The 18,229-nt window shown below is 68.7% G+C and carries 15 protein-coding genes; 5 read left to right on the top strand and 10 right to left on the bottom strand.

Features of this window, described 5'->3' with window-relative positions; all coding sequences use genetic code 11:
* Positions 1-18: 18 nt before the first annotated feature.
* Positions 19-1,560, bottom strand: coding sequence for a glycerol-3-phosphate dehydrogenase/oxidase (locus ACFVM3_RS26800; protein ID WP_378442743.1), 1,542 nt, complete (start codon positions 1,558-1,560; stop codon positions 19-21).
* A complete protein-coding gene (locus tag ACFVM3_RS26795; protein ID WP_378442773.1) occupies positions 1,557-2,120 on the bottom strand; it encodes a TetR/AcrR family transcriptional regulator in 564 nt (187 codons plus the stop codon). Before ACFVM3_RS26795 ends, ACFVM3_RS26800 begins: the two co-directional genes overlap by 4 nt.
* A 97-nt stretch (positions 2,121-2,217) precedes the next feature.
* Between ACFVM3_RS26795 and ACFVM3_RS26790 the strand changes: the two genes are divergently transcribed.
* Positions 2,218-3,837 carry an FAD-binding oxidoreductase gene (locus tag ACFVM3_RS26790; RefSeq protein WP_378442742.1) on the top strand — a complete coding sequence of 540 codons (1,620 nt, stop codon included), beginning with the start codon at positions 2,218-2,220 and terminating at the stop codon, positions 3,835-3,837.
* A 68-nt stretch (positions 3,838-3,905) separates the two neighbouring features.
* On the opposite strand, the gene ACFVM3_RS26785 is transcribed toward ACFVM3_RS26790, so the two are convergent.
* The 4 genes from ACFVM3_RS26785 to ACFVM3_RS26770 form a co-directional block, all read right to left on the bottom strand.
* Positions 3,906-4,634: a gamma-glutamylcyclotransferase gene (locus ACFVM3_RS26785; protein WP_378442741.1), complete on the bottom strand. Its 729-nt coding sequence runs from the start codon at positions 4,632-4,634 to the stop codon at positions 3,906-3,908.
* Positions 4,628-5,722, bottom strand: coding sequence for an S-(hydroxymethyl)mycothiol dehydrogenase (locus tag ACFVM3_RS26780; RefSeq protein ID WP_378442740.1), 1,095 nt, complete (start codon positions 5,720-5,722; stop codon positions 4,628-4,630). The genes ACFVM3_RS26785 and ACFVM3_RS26780 overlap by 7 nt, the downstream gene beginning before the upstream one ends.
* Positions 5,723-5,802: 80 nt before the next feature.
* Positions 5,803-7,068, bottom strand: a complete 1,266-nt coding sequence (locus tag ACFVM3_RS26775) for a C39 family peptidase (RefSeq protein ID WP_378442739.1) — start codon at positions 7,066-7,068, stop codon at positions 5,803-5,805.
* A 226-nt stretch (positions 7,069-7,294) separates the two neighbouring features.
* Positions 7,295-9,016, bottom strand: a complete 1,722-nt coding sequence (locus ACFVM3_RS26770; protein WP_378442738.1) for a TIGR03767 family metallophosphoesterase — start codon at positions 9,014-9,016, stop codon at positions 7,295-7,297.
* Positions 9,017-9,192: 176 nt separating this feature from the next.
* On the opposite strand from ACFVM3_RS26770, the gene ACFVM3_RS26765 reads away from it, so the two are divergent.
* Positions 9,193-9,627, top strand: coding sequence for a hypothetical protein (locus ACFVM3_RS26765; protein WP_016337460.1), 435 nt, complete (start codon positions 9,193-9,195; stop codon positions 9,625-9,627).
* Positions 9,628-9,701: 74 nt separating this feature from the next.
* On the opposite strand, the gene ACFVM3_RS26760 is transcribed toward ACFVM3_RS26765, so the two are convergent.
* Positions 9,702-10,964: an ABC transporter substrate-binding protein gene (locus ACFVM3_RS26760; protein ID WP_378442737.1), complete on the bottom strand. Its 1,263-nt coding sequence runs from the start codon at positions 10,962-10,964 to the stop codon at positions 9,702-9,704.
* Between the two features lie 99 nt (positions 10,965-11,063).
* Positions 11,064-12,701 carry a long-chain fatty acid--CoA ligase gene (locus ACFVM3_RS26755; RefSeq protein ID WP_378442736.1) on the bottom strand — a complete coding sequence of 546 codons (1,638 nt, stop codon included), beginning with the start codon at positions 12,699-12,701 and terminating at the stop codon, positions 11,064-11,066.
* Positions 12,702-13,152: 451 nt separating this feature from the next.
* Between ACFVM3_RS26755 and mihF the strand changes: the two genes are divergently transcribed.
* Positions 13,153-13,464 carry an integration host factor, actinobacterial type gene (gene mihF / locus ACFVM3_RS26750; RefSeq protein ID WP_005155963.1) on the top strand — a complete coding sequence of 104 codons (312 nt, stop codon included), beginning with the start codon at positions 13,153-13,155 and terminating at the stop codon, positions 13,462-13,464.
* 230 nt (positions 13,465-13,694) lie between these two features.
* Positions 13,695-14,834 carry an isochorismate synthase gene (locus tag ACFVM3_RS26745; protein WP_378442735.1) on the top strand — a complete coding sequence of 380 codons (1,140 nt, stop codon included), beginning with the start codon at positions 13,695-13,697 and terminating at the stop codon, positions 14,832-14,834.
* A 29-nt stretch (positions 14,835-14,863) separates the two neighbouring features.
* Here the strand turns inward: ACFVM3_RS26745 and ACFVM3_RS26740 are convergent, their stop codons facing one another.
* Both ACFVM3_RS26740 and ACFVM3_RS26735 read right to left on the bottom strand, forming a co-directional pair.
* Positions 14,864-15,553, bottom strand: a complete 690-nt coding sequence (locus ACFVM3_RS26740) for a 4'-phosphopantetheinyl transferase family protein (RefSeq protein ID WP_378442734.1) — start codon at positions 15,551-15,553, stop codon at positions 14,864-14,866.
* Positions 15,550-16,890 (bottom strand): cation:dicarboxylate symporter family transporter, encoded by a 1,341-nt coding sequence (locus ACFVM3_RS26735; RefSeq protein ID WP_378442733.1) that lies wholly within the window; start codon positions 16,888-16,890, stop codon positions 15,550-15,552. The genes ACFVM3_RS26740 and ACFVM3_RS26735 overlap by 4 nt, the downstream gene beginning before the upstream one ends.
* Before the next feature lie 127 nt (positions 16,891-17,017).
* Between ACFVM3_RS26735 and ACFVM3_RS26730 the strand changes: the two genes are divergently transcribed.
* Positions 17,018-18,187, top strand: a complete 1,170-nt coding sequence (locus tag ACFVM3_RS26730) for an acyl-CoA dehydrogenase family protein (RefSeq protein WP_378442732.1) — start codon at positions 17,018-17,020, stop codon at positions 18,185-18,187.
* The last annotated feature ends 42 nt before the right edge of the window (positions 18,188-18,229 follow it).

Here is an 18,229-nt window from a genome sequence, read left to right as displayed (position 1 = left end):
ACTAAATGCGGAAGGGCGTCAGGAGAGACCGGCGAGCGATTTGTCGACAAGGTCCTGGACGCGGCCGCGGGCGGCCTCGGCGTCCGGGGTGACCAGGCTGAGCCGGGTGCGGCGCTCCAGGACGTCCTCGACGTCGAGAGCGCCCTCGTGCCGCACGGCCCAGACGACTTCCGCCGCGCTGATCTCGGTCCCGTCGAACAGGGGCTGGCCCAGTTCCGGATCGACCTCGCCGAGTGCCGCGACCCGCGGTGCTTCGGTGCCGTACTTCGCGACCAGCCGCGACGGAGCGTCCACAGTAGACAGACGGTCGCGTGGTGTCGCGCCGAGCAGTGGGAGCCGGGACGTGGTCGACGGCCCGGCGAGGAGCCCGGACCGGTTCAGCGCCGCGTCGACGGCGTCCTCGGCCATCTTCCGGTACGTCGTCAGCTTGCCGCCCACGACGGTGAGCACGCCGTCCGCGCCGGTCACGACGGCGTGCTTGCGCGAGAGGTCCGCGCTCCTTCCGCCGCCGCCTTCGACCAGCGGCCGCAGCCCGGCGAACGAGCCGGCGACGTCGGCACGCGTCAGCGGGCGGGTGAACGCCGTCGACGCCACTTCGAGCAGGAAGTCCACATCGGACTCCGGCACCGACGGCACCCGCGGGACCGGCCCGTCGGTCGGTTCGTCGGTGACCCCGACGAACACGTGGCCGTCCGGTTGCGGCAGCAGGAAGACGAAGCGGTTGTTCTCGCCGGGGACGGGCACGTTGACCGACGTCGCGCCGATCGGTGCCGCACCCGAAGCCAGGATCAGATGCGAACCCCGGGAAGGTCGCAGCCGTACCGATTCCGCCAGTTCGCCCGCCCAGACGCCGGTCGCGTTGATCACCTGGCGGGCGTGGATCTCGATCTCCTGCCCGGTGAGCCTGTCCCTGGCCAGCACCGATTCCCCGTCGAGCCGGAGCGCTTCGACCTTCGTCAGGATCTTCGCGCCGCGTGACGCCGCCGTGCGGGCAAGGTTCACGACCAGACGCGCGTCGTCGGTCAGCGCGCCGTCGTAGGCCAGCAGCGCGCCGCGCAGACCTCTCGGGGACAGGCCGGGTGCGAGCGCCAGCGCCTCCGCGGCCGGGATCGACCTCGGCCGCGGCAGCACCGACGCCGGGGTCCCGGCCGCGCGGCGGAGGCCGTCACCGGCGACGAGACCGGTCATGATGAAGGCCTGCTGGCCGCGGGAGGTCTTGCGGTACATCGGGAACAGCTGCGGGATCGCCCTGGTGAGATGCGGGGCGGTGCGGGTCATCAGTATCCCGCGTTCGACGGCGCTTTCGTGCGCCAGCGCCAGATCGCCCTTGGCCAGATACCGGAGGCCGCCGTGGACGAGCTTGCTCGACCAGCGCGACGTCCCGTACGCCAGGTCGTACGCCTCGATCAAGGCCACCGAGAGCCCGCGCGCGGCCGCGTCCAGTGCGATCCCCGCGCCGGTGACGCCCCCGCCGGCCACCACCAGATCGACCCGCTCGCCGCCGGCAAGCGCCGTGAGTTCCCTGTCGCGCCGCAGGGCGTTGAGCGAGCCCGGCGTCACGGCCGCAACGCCGCGTCGAGCACGTGGGCGAACTCCGCCATCAGCTCCTTCTCGTTCACGTCCGCGGTGGCGGGGCGGTAGGAGAACGCGAAGGACTGGATGAGCAGCAGCAGGGTGCGCGCCTGCGAGGGCAGGTCGCCCTTGCGGATCGAACCGTCTTCGTGGCCCGACTTCAGCAGGTGCAGGATCACGCCTTCGGCGAAGCGCTGGGTCTTGCCCAGCCGCTCGACGATGTAGGGAAGGACCAGTTCGGAGTCGAGATCCAGCAGGGTGCGGAACAACGGGTCGCCCGACAGCGCGGCGACCGCGGCCGCCGAACTCTGAACGAGCTTCTCGCGGAAGTTGGCTGGCTCGACCTCCGGCTCGGCGGCTCCCTGCAGCAGGCCGCCGAATTCACGGGTCATGAGGGTCGCGAGCACGCTGCGCACGTCCGGGAACCGGCGGTAGACGGTCATCCGGCTGACCTTCGCGGTACGGGCGATCTCGGCGAGGGTGGTCCGCCGCACGCCGACGGCGAGCACGCACTTCTTCGCGGCGTCGAGCAGAACGTCGTCGGACACACGCGTGGAGGCCTGGCGGGATCGGGTGTCCGCCAGCGCCGAAACGCCTGTTTCCGCAGGTGAGTGACGTTTTACGTCCATATGTAACACTGTAGTCGTGACGGAGCTTATTGACCACCGGTTAAGACGATCCTGGACGCCCGAAGGCGGTGACGCGGCCCACCTTCCGGCGAAGGCCTTGCGGTGGCTCGTCCAGCGTATCGGTCCGCTGGGCTCCGCGGCGCCCCTCGCGCCCGATTCCGCGCTGTCCGTTGCCGATTCGGCGCTGGGCGAAGAGCCGAAACGAGACCTCGGGGAACTCGTCGGCGCCGACCATGTCCTGCTGGCGCCGGGGGAACGACTCGCGCGGGCCAGTGGTCTGTCCTATCTGGACCTGGTGCGGCGGCGCGGGTTCGGTGATTTTCCGGTCCCGGACGCCGTCGTCCTGCCGGAGAATCCCGCCGAAGTCCAGTCGGTACTGGAAATCTGTGCACGGCACGACGTCGGCGTCGTCCCGTTCGGCGGCGGGACGTCGGTGGTCGGCGGGGTCGCGGCGCTGCGCGGGGACAAGAGCGCGGTGATCGCGCTCGACCTCACCAGGCTCGGCGACCTGGTCTCCGTCGACCCGGTCTCCCGGATCGCGGTCCTGCAGGCGGGCGTCACCGGCCCGGAGGCGGACCGCCTGCTCGCCGCGCACGGTTTAACCCTCGGGCACGTGCCCCAGTCCTACGAACGGGCCACCATCGGCGGATTCGCCGCCACCCGATCCGCCGGGCAGGCTTCGTCGGGCTACGGCCGGTTCGAGGACATGGTTTCGGGTGTCCGGCTCGCGACGCCGCGCGGGGAATGGAAACTCGGTGTCGCGCCGGCGTCGGCCGCGGGCCCCGACCTGCGGCATCTGGCCATCGGCAGCGAAGGCGCGCTCGGGGTGATCACCGAGGTCGCGCTCCGGGTCCGCCCGGTGCCGGAAGTGCGCCGTTACGAGGGTTATGTCCTGGATGGCTGGGAGAAAGGCACCGACGCGGTCCGCGAACTCGCCCAGCGGCACGTGCTCGCGGACGTCACCCGGCTGTCCGATGTGGACGAGAGCGAGGTTTCGCTGGCGCTCAACGACAGCCTGAAGACCAAGGCGCTGCGCCGGTATCTCAAGGCGCGGGGAGTGCACGCGCCCTGCCTGCTGATCGTCGGCTGGGAGGGCGCGTCGAAGCGCGAAGTCGCCCGGCGCCGTCAGGAGACGACCCGTGTGCTGGAGGAGTTCGGCGCCGTTCGCATCGGGGCCGCGCTCGGCGAATCCTGGCGTCGCGGCCGGTTCTCCGGTCCTCGGCAACGGGATGCCTTGATGGACAACGGTGTCTGCGTCGAAACCCTCGAAACCGCCGCGTACTGGACGGAACTGAGCGACCTGCGTGACGCCGTCCGTGCCGCGCTCACCGCGACGCTCGGCAACGCCATCATCATGTGCCACGTTTCTCACGCGTACGAAACGGGCGCGTCGCTGTACTTCACCGTGCTCACCGCCCGCGACGAGGCCGACCCGGTCGGCCAATGGCAGCGGGCGAAGGCGGCGGCGTCGGAGGCGATCACCGGGATCGGCACGATCTCGCATCACCACGCCGTCGGCGTCGACCACGCGCGCTATCTGGCGGCGGAGATCGGCGAGATCGGCGTCGAAGTGTTGCGGGCGGCGAAGAAGACCGTCGACCCGACCGGGATCCTCAATCCAGGGAAGCTCCTCTGAGCCGACGCGGAGCTGAGGACTTTTCGGAGAGTGACTCGACGCGTGAACCCACCCGGCCGACGGCCCCGCTATCGCGGTGGCAGGGCGCCTTCGGCACCTTCGTGAGCTGGACGATCAAGTCTCGCCCTGCCGACGTCGATCGCGGACGCGGGTTCACCACCCGATTGTCTGAGCAGCGTCCCGGCCTCGACCAGCGTGCAGTCCAGACCGTGCGTTTCGGCCGGGATGCCTTCCAGTGCCGCGGCCCGGCGCTGTTCGAGGTCGGCGACGCGGATATGCCTGCCGTCCACCAGGATCGGCAGGCGGATGTCCGCGGCGCCGACGTACGCCACGACGTCGTCGAGCACGGTACCGTCGTCGAGGGTGATGGCCGGGGCGGTCAGCCGCACGAGGTTGTAGCGCTGCCCTTTGCCCTCACAGCGATCGAGGACGGCGAGCTGCTCCGGCGTCGCGAACCAGACGGAGTGCTCCTCGACGACGCCCGGCGCGGCGGCCAGCGTCGCGGGCCGCTGCCCATCACGGAACCGCAGGCCGGACGCCCAGACCGCGGCGAGGTCGGTGCAGCGCGCGTGGCAGACGACGACCGGGCCTTCCAAGCCCATGTTCTCCCGCAACCAGGTGATCTTGGACGGGCACGCGTTCGAGCCGTAGGCGAGCACGGCCTGGCGTTCGCGCCAGCCTTCCGGCGCGGTGTCGAGACTGTGCCCGGCGCCGTCGAAGTGGACGAACGAATGCCCCGGCCGCGCTCCCGGATACGGATCGGCCGGGAAATCGGCGTCGGTGAAGAGTTTCACCACGTCACCACGCTGCGGAGGACGTCGCCGTGGTGCATGCGCTCGAAGGCCTGCTCGACGCCGTCGAGGGCGATCCGCTCGGTGACGAACTTGTCGAGCGGAAGCCTGCCCTGGAGATAGAGGTCGATCAGCATCGGGAAATCGCGGGAGGGCAGGCAATCGCCGTACCACGACGACTTGAGCGAGCCGCCGCGCGAGAAGAAGTCGATCAGCGGCAGATCCAGCCGCAGGTCCGGGGTCGGGACGCCGACGAGCACGACCGTGCCCGCCAGATCGCGGCCGTAGAACGCCTGCCGCCACGTTTCGGGCCTGCCGACCGCGTCGATCACGACGTCCGCGCCGAACGAATCGGTGAACTCCCGGATCGCCTCGACGACCTGCTCTTCGCTCAGCCCCTTGCTGTTCAGCGTGTGCGTGGCGCCGAAGTCCTTGGCCCAGGCGAGTTTCCGGTCGTCGGTGTCGACGGCGACGATGGTCTTGGCGCCGGCCAGGTTCGCCCCGGCGATCGCGGCGTCACCGACCCCGCCGCAGCCGATGACCGCGACGGAATCGCCGCGGCTCACGGCGCCGGTGTTCAGCGCCGCGCCGAGACCGGCCATCACCCCGCAGCCGAGCAGACCGGCGACGGCCGGTTCGGCTGCGGGGTCGACCTTCGTGCATTGTCCACTGTGGACCAGCGTCTTCTCCAGGAAGGCACCGACGCCGAGCGCGGGCGACAGGGCGGTGCCGTCGGCCAGCGTCATCGGCCGGGCGGCGTTGAACGTCGAGAAGCAGTACCAGGGCTTGCCCCGGCGGCAGGCCCGGCAGGTGCCGCAGACCGCGCGCCAGTTCAGGATCACGTAGTCGCCCGGTTCGAGGTCGGTGACGCCGTCGCCGACGGCCTCCACGAAACCCGCGGCCTCGTGGCCGAGCAGGAACGGGAACTCGTCGTTGATCCCGCCCTCGCGGTAGTGCAGGTCGGTATGGCAGACACCGCACGCCTTGACCGAGACGACGGCCTCGCCGGGCCCGGGATCGGGCACCGTCACGGACTCCAGCGAGACCGGCTCACCCTTGGCGCGGGAAACGACGCCTTGGACCTCGTACGGCATGCGCACCTCCGAGTAGTCGACTCCGTAGCTTGCCACGGGGGCGGCCGGGATCGCGACATCCGCTCGGGTGCGGTACCGATTCAGTGCCCAGGCGTGATGATGTACGCGATTCCGCCAGGACCGCTGGAAACGCCGCCATTCGTGTTGTACCGCTTGGTGCGCTGCCAGATCGTCTCGAACTGGTGTCGTTTGTAGACGTTCCGGACCCGGTCGTTGCTGTTCGCGGCCGGGTCGTTCGCGATCACGTCACCGTCCTTCGTGAAGCCGACGACGACCATGATGTGCCCGGCGGTGCCGTAGCCGGCGCCGTCGAGTTCCTCGGCCTTGAACGACTGCGAGGTGATCACCGGGATGCCGCGCGCGATGTAGTTCTCGAGTTCGTTCAAGGAGTGCAAACGGGTGATGTGCCCACGCAGTCCGAGTGAAGCGGCGTACGCGGTGTTGAACGGCCAGTTGCCTGTTCCGTCGTAGGCGTAGTCGAACGTGTGGCGGGCGGCGTACGCGACGGTCGGATCGACGTAACCCTCCGGGATCCACTTCATGTCCTCGGGCTTGGGCCGTTTGCCCCAGTACTCGGCGACCATCTCGGTGGACGTGGGGCTGCACCAGTTCTCGCCTCCCCCGCCGTACTCCGGGAACTGTCCTTTGTGGAGGTTCTGTGCGTAGGCGGGCACCTTGAGCTCGATGCCGGTGGCGCGGCCCGGCTTGGTCGCCTTGACCTCGAAGCGGTCCGGGACCAGCGACGTCATCGCGCCGACCGACGTCACCGACGGCGTGGCACGGGAACCGGCTTCGCGGTACAGGCTGACCCGCAGCTGGTACGAGCGGAGCGCGACACCGGCCTTCATGACCAGCGTGTCGACGTCGACCGCGGCGTTGGTGTCGCTCTGACCGTCGACGCTGGTGCGTTTGATGTCGGCGTCCCCGCTGGCCCACCGGCCCATGACGTACCACGACGTCTCCGTGCCCGTGGCGGTGCGGCCCTTCGCCTCGACCTTGATCCACGTCTTGGCCGGCGTCTTCGCGTTCCACGAGGCGACCAGCTGGGAGGCGTCGAAGCCCTGCGTGTGGCTCCCCGACGTCCACTGGCCGTATTCGTAGGTCTTCGTGGTGCCGAGCGTGGGTTCGGTGTGCTCGATCGTGCCGATCGGGCGGTCGATGCGCAGCGCGCCGTGGTCGACACCGAGCCCTTCGAGCCTGCCGTCACGGAAACCGTGGTGACCGGACCATTCGTGGTAGTCGATCGCTTCGTCGTCCGGGCGGCCGGGACCGGCCTCCGCCGTTTGTGCCGTCACCGCGGTCATCGTCGCGATCGTCAGCAGCGTGACCAGGCCTCGTATGCGCATCCCCGCTCCATCCCTCGTGTCCACCCAGTAGGGAAGGGATTTTCGCCGGTCACGCGAGGTATGTAAACAGTTACCCCCGATCGCACGAGTTACGCCCCTGATCACGCGAGTTACGCCTTCAAGCACATGAGTCACGTCGTTCGGCCGTGGCGGCGGACGGGACTCGCGTGATCGAGGGCGTAACTCACGTGATCAGGCGGCGAACTCGCGTGATCGAAGGCGTAACTCAGGCGAGCGGGTTCGGCAGCAGCAGTTCCGTGTTCTGGTCTTGGGCGGTGCCGACGGCGGAAAGCGAGGCGTGGATGTCGTTGTACGAGAACTCCCGGTACAGCGACGCAAGCGCTTGCGTCGAGGTGTCCGAGTACGCCGCCTCGTACGGGGCCTCCGCCTCGATCAGGGTCGTGAACAGCGACAATGTGCCGTCGGCGTTGTCGGCGACCTCGATGATCCGCGCGTGCTGCGGGAAGTCGATATGCGAAGCGGTGTTGATCTCCCAGAAGCTCTGCTTCGCGGTCTTGCCGGCGTGCGGGGTGATCTTGTTGTGGTGCGTGTGCCCGTTGACCCACGCCAGCACGTTCGGGAACCGGTGCAGCAGCGAGACGAACGTGTCGCCGTTGAGCCGGATCTCCAGTGGGTGCCGTGCGTCCGGCAGCACGTTGCCCATGGTGTCGCTGGTGTGGTGGCTGAACAGGATGAACAGCTCGTCCGTCACGTTCTGCGTGACCTTGCGCCCGAAGAAGTCGTAGTACGTCGAGCTGTTGCGCTTGAGCGTGTTCTCCACCCAGGTGAACTGCCCGAGTCCGATCGATCCGTCGGCCAGCCCGGCCATCGTCGTGGTGTCGAGGCTGATCCCGGTGATCCCCGGCGCGATGCGGAAGGTGTAGTACACGTTCCGCCCGTCGGCGTTGTTCTCGCTGAACCCGTGGCCGACCGGGCCGGGCCCGGTGTTGGCGGAGTCGAGGTGGTGCCGCACGAACTCCGCGGTGCTGAACGGCCGCCGTCGCTCGTCCGGGGTGATCTCGCGGATCGTGCCCGAGCCGCCGAACAGCTCCGTGACCGGGACGCCGGAGCCGGACCCGATCGCCTTGGCGAGCTTCCGCGACGTCGTCTCGTCCTTGCCGATCACCTTGAAGCGGCCGGTGTACCAGGCGTCCATCCCCGGCAGATCCGGCACCGTGCCGACGATGCTGTCGTCATGGTTGCCGAAGGTGCAGAACCACGGGACGTCGAGGCCGGGCGACGTGAAGGTGTTCGAGGCCGCGTCGAGCAGGCCGGGCAACTGCGGGAAACCCTTCTTCGTGTACGCGTCGTCCAGCGTCTTGCCGGGGTTCCAGTAGTGCGAGGACCCGGACGTCTGGACGCCTTCGTGCATGTTCGGGTCGCCCGAGGTCGGGTTCACCGTGCCGCCGTTGAGCACCTTCAGGAACCATTCGAGCTCGATGAGCTCGTGGTTGTCGGTGTTGTCGCCGGTGGTGACCATGAAGTCGATCGGCCGTCCGGTGAACGGGCCGGTCTTCAGGCTGTTCACCCGCTCCACCAGCGCCGTCGTCGCGACGGGGCCGAGGGTTTCCTGCGGCCGGTGCGCCGAGCCGACGAACGGGTGCAGGTACTCGAACCGCGCCGGGCTCTCGGCGTCGGTGAAGTGCAGGTCGGTGAACTGCGCGAAGGAGGCCATCGCGCGGCGCCGGTCGTCGCGGCCGGACTTCGGCGCGGCCAGATCGCCGCGGACGACGAGCGGCCAGCCGGGGCCCGCGGTCAGCCGCGTATAGCCCGGACCGGTTTTCAGCGGGGCCGCCGCGGCTTCGAGCGTGGTGCCCGCGGTGCGCACCGCGCGGGTCGTGGTGCGCGCCAGCGCCCGGTCGAGCGCGTTGGCGGTCGGCGTGCACAGCAGCAGGCCGACGCCGGCGGCGCCCGCCGCGGTGAAGGTGCGCCTCGAGATGACGGACATGGCGGTGCCCCCAGTCGTCGCGGATGGATGTCGCGGAAGGACGATGCCGCAAGACGTTAGCCGTGAGGTGAACGCCAGAAAAGGGTAATGCGAAAATTTGTCACGTTCGGTGGAATGCCGGGGCAGCCAAGCGGGCTGGTTACGCTGGCCGCTTGGCGAGCGTGGGAGGTGGCCGGGTGGGTGCTTCGGCTTGGTCCGTCCGCGGCCGGTTCGACGGCGATCCGGAAGCGGCGCTGGACGCGATGAAGGCACGCGTCTTCGAGGAGGGCGACTACCTCTGGGAGGAGGACGAACTCGGCCGTCCGGACTCGATCGACGAGCTGTACGAGGTGGAGAGCGTCCAGGAGTCCGGGACCCACTCAGTGCTGGACGTCCACGAGTTCATCAGCGCCACGGGTGAGGACGACTTCGGCACGATCCGGCCACTGACCGACGCCGAACTCGTGGCCGCCTTCGGTACCGAGGAGCCGTCCGTCGCCGACTTCGACGAACTCGACAAGGCGGGGCGGCTGCCGTACGAGCGGCGCCCGCGGTGGAGCGCGAACTGCGCGCTGCTGTACGAGAACGACGTCGCGGTGGAGCTGGCGATCTGGGGCGTCTCCGGGGACTGAAGGTGAGCACTGGCGGCTGAAGTGTCACCGAGGGTGAGTGGTGTGTGGGAATAGGGACCTGCATTCGCGACGGCTTAGGCCGCCAGGCGACCCAGTTCGGCTTTGACGGCCTCGACGGCGGCCTTGGTCTCGGCGACCGGGTCGGCGCCGTCGCGGGCGATCCGGCCCAGCGCGTCGACGAGCGCGGTGTTCGCCGTCGGTGTCCACAGTGGACCGGCGGCGCGGCCGTTCTCCTTGACCAGCTTCGCGGCGTCGGCCGCCGCGGCGACCTTGTCGAGCACGCTCAGTCGTGCGGGCAGATGGAATCCGAACCTGGTGGCGAACTCCTGCTGGAAGTCGGTGCGCTCCAGCCACAGCCACTTGACGAAGTCCTTGGCGGCGTTGGGGTTCAGGCTCTTGGAATGCACCATCGCGCTCAATCCGCTGACCGGGACGGACGGTGCGCCCGCCGCGTCGAGCCGGGGGAAGGCCAGGACGCCGAAGTCGTCCTTCACGGTGTCCTGGATCTTCGGCAGGTTCCACAGCCAGGTCCACTGCATGGCCGTGAGCCCGTCGATGAACGGGAGCGGATCGGCCCAGTCCGTCGAAGCGCCCAGCAGCAATGAACCGTTGAGCTCGTGGAGTTTCGCGAACACCGTGGCGGCGCGCGGATCGTCGAAGCCGACGGATTTCCCGTCCTTGACGTAGTCGAGCCCGGCCGACCACAGCAGCGGCCCGGCGAGCGCCGCCGCGCCCGCGTCGTTCCCGGCGAACAGTCCTTTCACGCCGTCCTTGGACAGTTTCTTCGCCGCGTCGACGAGTTCGTCCAGTGTCTGCGGCGGCTGGACCCCGGCCTCCTGCAGGAAACTCTTGCGGTAGAAGAGGACCTGGGTGTCGAGTGCCTGTGGGATCCCGTAGACCTTGCCGTCGACCGTCCGCGCCGCCAGTACCGAAGGGTTGAAATCCCCGCGTACGGGCCCGATCACGTCGTCCAGTGGGACGAGGAGGTTTTGCCGGACGCGATCGACGGTGACCTGGCCTTCGAAGATGTCGGGGACCGGGCCTGCCTGCAGCGCGGCGTTCAGTTTCGTCTCGTAGTCGTCGGGATTCCACTGCACCGCGACCTTGGACTTCTGGTACGCGGCCGCGTAACGCGTGACGGCTTCCTGGACCCCGGCCTCGGGATACGGGTGGTACCACTGCGCGAGGTCCACCGGTTTCGGTTTCGGCTTGGTCACCCCGGCGGAGTAGGCCGTCGAAGGTGGCGGGTTTCCTGTTCGGACGGTGTTGGACCCGCAGGCGGAGAGCAGGGTCGTCCCCGCCAGTGCCAGGAACGTTCGCCTGTTTGTCTTGCGCACCAACAAACCCTTCGCCGAAAGCCGTGAAGGCCACCTTCGGGGACCAGCGTCCCTCAAGATGGCCTTCACGGAAGGGCAGGCGCGCGGGAGATTAACCCGTTAGAGCTGACTGATGTCGAGTTTGCCTTCGGAGTGGAACGCCCGCAGCCGCTTCTTGTCGAACTTGCCGACACTGGTCTTCGGGACTTCGTCCACAAAGGTCCAATTCTCCGGAAGCTGCCACTTCGCGACCTTGTCGGACAAGAACTCGCGCAGTTCCTCGGCCGTGGCGCTCTGGCCCTCCTTGAGGACGACGGCGACCAGCGGGCGCTCGTCCCACTTCTCGTCGGGAATGCCGACCACGGCCGCCTCGGCCACCGCGGGATGCGCCATCACCTGGTTCTCCAGCTCCACCGACGAGATCCACTCGCCGCCGGACTTGATGACGTCCTTCGCGCGGTCGGTCAGCGTGAGATAGCCGTCCGGGCTGATCCTGCCGACGTCGCCGGTGCGCAGCCAGCCGTCGTGGAACTTCTCCGGGTCGGGCTCGTCACCGCTCGTGCCGCTGTAGTACGACGCCGCGATCCACGGGCCCTGCACTTCCAGCTCGCCGACACTTTCGTTGTCCCACGGCAGTTCCTCGCCGTTGTCGCCGATCAGCCTGGCGCTGACGGACGCCGGGAACCGGCCCTGGGTGTAGCGGTACTCCCACGCCTTCTCGCCGGTCGCGGCGGCGGGCGGACGCGCGACGCTGCCCAGTGGCGACGTCTCGGTCATGCCCCAGGCGTGCAGGATCGGCACGCCGTAGCGGTCCTCGAACGCGTGCATCAGCGACGGCGGCGCCGCCGAGCCGCCGACGACGACCTCGCGCAGATGCGAGATGTCCTGAGGGTTCGCGTCGAGGTGGGAGAGCAGGCCCTGCCAGATCGTCGGGACGGCGCCGGCGAAGGTCGGCTTCTCGGCATCGAGCATCTGGGCGATGGGCGCGGGCTGGAGGAAGCGATCCGGCATCAGCAGCGAGGCGCCGACCATCATCGCCGCGTACGGCATGCCCCACGCCATCGCGTGGAACATCGGGACGATCGCGAGTGCCTTGTCGTGCTGGGCCAGCCGCATGCTGTCGGACATCGTGACCTGCATGGAGTGCAGCCAGATCGACCGGTGGGAGTACGCGACGCCCTTCGGGTCACCCGTGGTGCCCGACGTGTAACACATCGCGGCGGCCGACCGCTCGTCCACTTCGGGCCAGTCGAAGCTGTCCGGCTGGCCGGACAGCAGCTCGGCGTAGGAGTGCACCTGGACGCCGTCGGGCGCCGGGAGGCTGGAGGCGTCGCCGTTGGCCACGATGACGTGACGCACGGTCTTCAGCTCGGGCAGCTGCTTGGCCAGCAGCGGGACCAGCGTGCCGTCGACGATGACGACCTGGTCCTCGGCGTGGTTGGCGACGAAGACGAGCTGCTCGGGGAACAGCCGGATGTTCAGCGTGTGCAGTACCGCGCCCATCGCCGGGATGGCCAGGTACGCGGCCATGTGCTCCGCGTTGTTCCACATGAAGGTGCCGACGCGCTGGTCGCCGGTGACGCCGAGGCTCCGGAGGGCGTTGGCCAGGCGCGCGGCGTGCCTGCCGAGCTCGCCGTAGGTTTCGCGACGGGCTTCTGAACCGGTCCAGGTGATGACTTCGCTTTCGGAGTGCACCGTGGTGCCGTGGCGGAGCAGCCTGCCCAGTGACAGCTGCCCGTCCTGCATCGTGCTCAACATCGCGTACTCCCGTGGTGCTCGTTCTCCGGTGAACTGGGGTTGCGCCGACTCTAATCCGGGAGGGGTGAACCGGTCAGTAACATCGCAGGCAACCGTTCGGTCACAGTGTCGCGCTAACGGGTGTTCGCCAGTTCGGATCAAGATCATCAATAATTCGTATTTTTCCTGCCATGAAACGAAAAATGGCCGACTGTGCGAAGTGATGACATCGCTCATAAGGGTGATGAACGCGGGCGAATCGCCGCTCGAACGGCGTGTTTCCGCAGGCTGGGGCGGGTTGCCCGCGGCGTGGTCGAGGGGTAATAAGTGCGTGTCGGTTTCACGGCCGAGGAACGGGTGGCGTTTACTGGAGCCGTGGTACAGAGACGGCTGGCCAGCGCTTGCTCTTGCAAGCATGGTTTAAAGGCCGTCGGCCGCGAAAGCGGAGACCTGAGATGAAAGGACTACTACGTTGGCTCTGCCCACGTTGACTCCGGAGCAGCGCGCCGATGCCCTCGCCAAGGCGGCTGAGGCTCGCAAAGCGCGCTCCGAGCTGCTTGCGTCGATCAAGTCCGGCAAGGAGAGCATCGACAAGGTGCTCAAGCAGGCCAAGGAGAACAAGACCATCGGCAAGACGAAGGTCACGCAGCTGCTGAAGGCCGTGCCCGGCCTGGGCGCGGTCAAGGTCGCCGCCCTGCTGGAACAGGCCGGGATCGACCCGGACCGGCGTGCCGCCGGCCTGGGCGAGCGGCAGCGCGAGGCCCTTCTCGAGGCGCTGAAGTAACGCGGGCGCGTCTCTCTCGGCCGGAAGCCTCGGATATCGCGGAGGCGGGCCGCTGACATGGCTGGGCGAGTGACCAGCCGTTGCCACGGCCCGGCTGCGGAAATCCGGCAGCGCGCTTTTGAGAGACACCGCCCAGGTCACGGGCTGTCCCGGGGAAGGTGTTGCCTGAGAGGCTGTTGCCCGGGCAACACTTTCCCCTGGTCTCAGCCGGAGCCTGGGACGCTGGTGGGGTGACGACCAGTACCGCACCGGCGACCCCGGCAGACCTCGCCGCCCGCTACGAGCGGGGCGACTTCCTCCTGGCCACGGCACGGCACGCGCTCCTCGCGAGCGGGGTCGTGGCCACCGCGACCGAGACCGAGCCGTCGCGGCTGTCCGGGGTGCTCCCCGGGCTGTTCACCGACTCGGGCGCGTCGATCGCGGTCGGTGTGCTGCCCTTCGACACCACCTCGATGCCGGGGCATCTGGTCCTGCCCCGTGCGATCCATCGCGCGTCTTCCGACCACGCGGCCGTCCTGCCGCGTACCGCGCTTCCCCAGCCGGTCAAGGTCACCCCCGTGCCCGAACCCGAGGCGCATCTGGCCGCCGTCCGCGCGGCCGTCACCGCGTTGAGCGACCGTGACCTGCGCAAAGTCGTCCTGGCCCGTGCGCTCGATCTCGACTTCGACGAAGCCGTCCCGGTCGCCGACGTCGTCCGGAACCTGGCGAACGGGAACCCCCGGCACACCACCTACGCCGCGCAGCTGCCCGGCGGGCGCACGCTGGTCGGCGCCACTCCCGAACTCCTGCTCTCCCGCACCGGCGGTGCCGTGGTGTCCCGGCCGCATGCCGGGTCGATGCCCCGGTCCGCGGACCCGGCGATCGACAAGGCGAACGGTGAGGCGCTGCTGGCGTCCGAAAAGGACCACGTCGAACACGCCGTCGTGGTGGAGTCCGTCGTCGAGATCCTGCGGCCGTTCTGCCGCACCCTCGACGTCCGCGGCCCGGAACTCGTCTCGACCCCGGCGATCTGGCATCTCTCGACCACGGTCACCGGCGAGCTGATCGACCAGGACGTCACCGCGCTGGACCTCGCCGCCGCCCTGCATCCCACTCCCGCCGTCTGCGGCACGCCGACCGGGGCCGCGCGCTCGCTGGTCCAGGAGCTGGAGCCGTTCGACCGCGAGTACTACGCGGGTGCCGTCGGCTGGGTCGACGCGGCCGGGGACGGCGAATGGGCTGTCGGGATCCGGTGCGCGGAGATCGCCGACACCTCCATGCGGCTGTACGCCGGCGGCGGCATCGTGCCCGCTTCCGACCCGCGGACCGAGCTCGACGAGACGTCGGCGAAGTTCCGCACGCTGCTGGCCGCCATGGGCCTGGAGATCTGACGCGTTCAGTCCTCTGAATGCGGTCCGGGTCAGAGGGTCGCGAAGGCTTCGGTGACCGAGATGTCGTCCGACGTCAGCAGCGCGACGGCCGCCCGGTAGCCCTCGGCCGCCTTCAGATCCGCGAGCCGGGTGCGTTCCGGGTCGAGGGCCTGATGGCTCGACCGCACCAGCCGCGCCTGCTCGCCGTGGCCGGAGAACGTGATGCTCTGCAGCGGGATCTTGAGGCCCTTCCCGGTGGCCTTCATGACGGCTTCCTTGCGCGTCCAGTAGGTGAAGAACGCCGTCGCGCGTTCGTCGTCGGACAGCCCGGAGATCGCGGCCAGCTCCGTGGGGGTCAGCGCGTACTCCATGAGCGAGTCCTCGGCCCGCCTGGTGGCCGTCTCGACGTCGAGGCCGACCGGCGTCCCCGCGGTGGCCGCGACGCCGATGAGGTCGCCGGAATGCGAGATCGACAGCATCAGCGGCGCACCGGGGACCCTGGGGCGCCCGTGCGGTTTGCCGCAGTCGTCACAGGTCGCGTCGAAGCTCACGTCCTCGACGGCCATGCCGAGCCGCTCGGCGGCGACCGTCTTCGCCAGGACCCTGCCGGTCAGGAACCGGCGTTTGTCGATGTCCTGGCGGTAGTTTCCGTACCGGCCCTGCTCCAGCTCGTCGAGCAGGGCCAGGAACCGGGGTTCGGCGGGCAGGGGCTCCGACCAGCGGACCGCGCATTCGATCACGTCTCCTTTCTACCCGATTCGACACTGGCATCACTCGCGTTTTCGTCGAGCAGCGTCGCCTCGTCGAACGGCGATCGGCCGTCCAGCGTCCGGTCCAGCTGCTCGCGGTCGACTTCGTTGGTCCAAGTGCCGATCAGCACGGTCGCGACGGCGTTGCCCGCGAAGTTCGTCAGCGCGCGGGCCTCGGACATGAACCGGTCGATACCGACGATGAACCCGACGCCGTCCACCAGCTCCGGCCGGTGCGACGACAACCCACCCGCCAGCGTCGCGAGCCCCGCGCCGGTGACCCCGGCCGCGCCCTTCGACGCGATGATCATGAACACCAGCAAGGAGATCTGCTCACCGATGGTCAGCGGTTTGTCGAGCGCGTCCGCGATGAAGATGGACGCCATCGTCAGGTAGATGGCCGTGCCGTCGAGGTTGAACGAGTACCCGGTCGGCACGGTGATGCCGACGACCGGTTTGGAGACGCCCGCGTGCTCCATCTTCGCGATCAGCCGCGGCAGCGCCGACTCCGACGACGACGTCGACAGGATCAGCAGGAACTCACGGCCGAGGTACTTCAGCAGCTTGAAGATGTTGACCCTGGCGAACAGGCCGAGGATCAGCCCGAGCACCACGAACACGAACAACGCGCAGGTGATGTAGAAGCCGAGCATGATCACCGCGAGACTCTGCAGCGCCTTCCAGCCGGTCTCGCCGACGACGGCGGCGATCGCGCCGAACGCGCCGACCGGGGCCGCCCACATGATCATCGCCAGGATCCGGAACACGAGCCGCTGGATATGCTCGATACCGCGGCGGATCGGCTCGCCCTTCGTGCCCAGTTTCTGCAGCGCGAACCCGGCGAGCAGCGCGACCAGCAGCGTCTGCAGCACCTCGCCTTCGGTGAACGCCGAGACCAGCGTCTTCGGGATGATCCCGAGCAGGAAGTCGACGGTGCCCTCGCTCTTGGCGATCTGGTCCTGTCCCTTTTCGGCGATCTCGGGGGTCAGGTGCAGCCCGGTGCCCGGCTGGAGGATGTTGCCGACGACCAGGCCGATGACCAGCGCGACCGTCGACATGGTCAGGAAGTAGCCGAGCGCGAGCCCGCCGACGCGGCCGACCTTCGCGGCCTTCGCCACCGAGCCGACGCCGAGCGCGATCGTGCAGAAGATGATCGGCGAGATCATCATCTTGATCAGGTTCACGAACCCGGTCCCGAGCGGCTTCAGTTCCTTGCCGACCTCGGGGAACAGGATGCCGACGGCGATGCCGAGGGCCACCGCCGCGATGACGGCTATGTAGAGGTAATGAGTGCGATCCCGCTTCGCCGCGGGTGCTGCCGTGCTCATGGGTGCCCTTCGACGAGGTGGGGACAGGTTGCGAAAACTTATGACAACTCCTCGGCGATCGACAACCGAAGCGGTACGCTTGAGCTAAGCGAGCGCTTAGTCACTGTCGAACAGGAGCGGGCTGACCATGGATTTCTCTCTGAGCGTCGAGGAACGCGAGGTGCGCGACTGGGTCCGCACGTTCGTCCAGCGCGACCTCATGCCGCGTGAGCAGGAGGTGCTGCGCCGCGAACGCGCCGGTCAGCCCGGCCTGACCGGCGACGAGCTGCGCGAGCTGCAGCTGAAGGCCAAGGAATCCGGCTTCTGGGGGGTGCAGACGCCCGAGGAGTACGGCGGCATGGGCCTGTCCGCGGTGATGACCGCGCTGCTGGAGGCCGAACTCGGCCGCACGTTCGTGCCGTTCCGCTTCGGCGGCGCCGCGGACAACATCCTGTACTACGCCAACGACGAGCAGAAGGAGCGCTACCTGCTCCCGACGATCTCGGGCGAGCGCAAGTCGTGTTTCGCGATCACCGAACCGGGTGCGGGTTCGGACGCCAAGGCCATCCGGACCTCCGCCCGCAAGGACGGCACCGACTGGATCATCAACGGCGAGAAGACCTTCATCACCGGCGGTAACGAGGCCGACTTCGTGATGGTCTTCGCGATCACCGACCCCGAGAAGGGCGCGAACGGCGGCGTCACCTGCTTCCTCGTCGACCGCGACGCCGGCTGGAAGTCGGAGTACATCGACACCATGGGCGAATGGGGCCCGGCGTCGCTGGTCTTCGAGGACGTCCGCGTGCCGGAGACGCAGATCCTCGGCGAGCTCGGCCACGGTTTCGACCTGGCGATGCAGTGGATCGGCGCCGGCCGTTACCTGCTGCCCGCCCGCGCGATCGGCTCCTGCGAGCGGCTGATCTCCATGGCCATCGAGCACGCGAACACGCGGGAGACGTTCGGGCAGAAGATCGCCGAGCGCCAGGCCATCCAGTGGATGATCGCGGATTCCGGCACCGAGCTGGAGGCCCTGCGCTGGCTGGTGCTGCACGCCGCCTGGCAGGTCGACCAGAAGCTGGACTCGCGGCACGCGCAGTCGATGGCGAAGCTGTACGGCGGCGTGAAGGCGAACGAGATCGTCGACCGCGTCCTGCAGATCCACGGGGGGATGGGCTACACGCGGGAACTGCCGGTCGAGCGCTGGTATCGCGAACTGCGGCTGCTGCGGATCTACGAGGGCACCGACGAGATCCAGCGCCGGACCATCGCGCGCAACCTGCTGAAGGGCCACGTCAAGGTCGGCGGCACCTTGGGCTGACGCGGGGTGCAGGTGGTCGTGAGTGGCGTTTCGGGTTAGAAC

Origin of the sequence: Amycolatopsis sp. NPDC057786 (assembly GCF_042797905.1) — a bacterium.
Classification (GTDB): Bacteria; Actinomycetota; Actinomycetes; order Mycobacteriales; family Pseudonocardiaceae; genus Amycolatopsis.
This window is presented reverse-complemented; position numbering and strand designations above follow the sequence as displayed.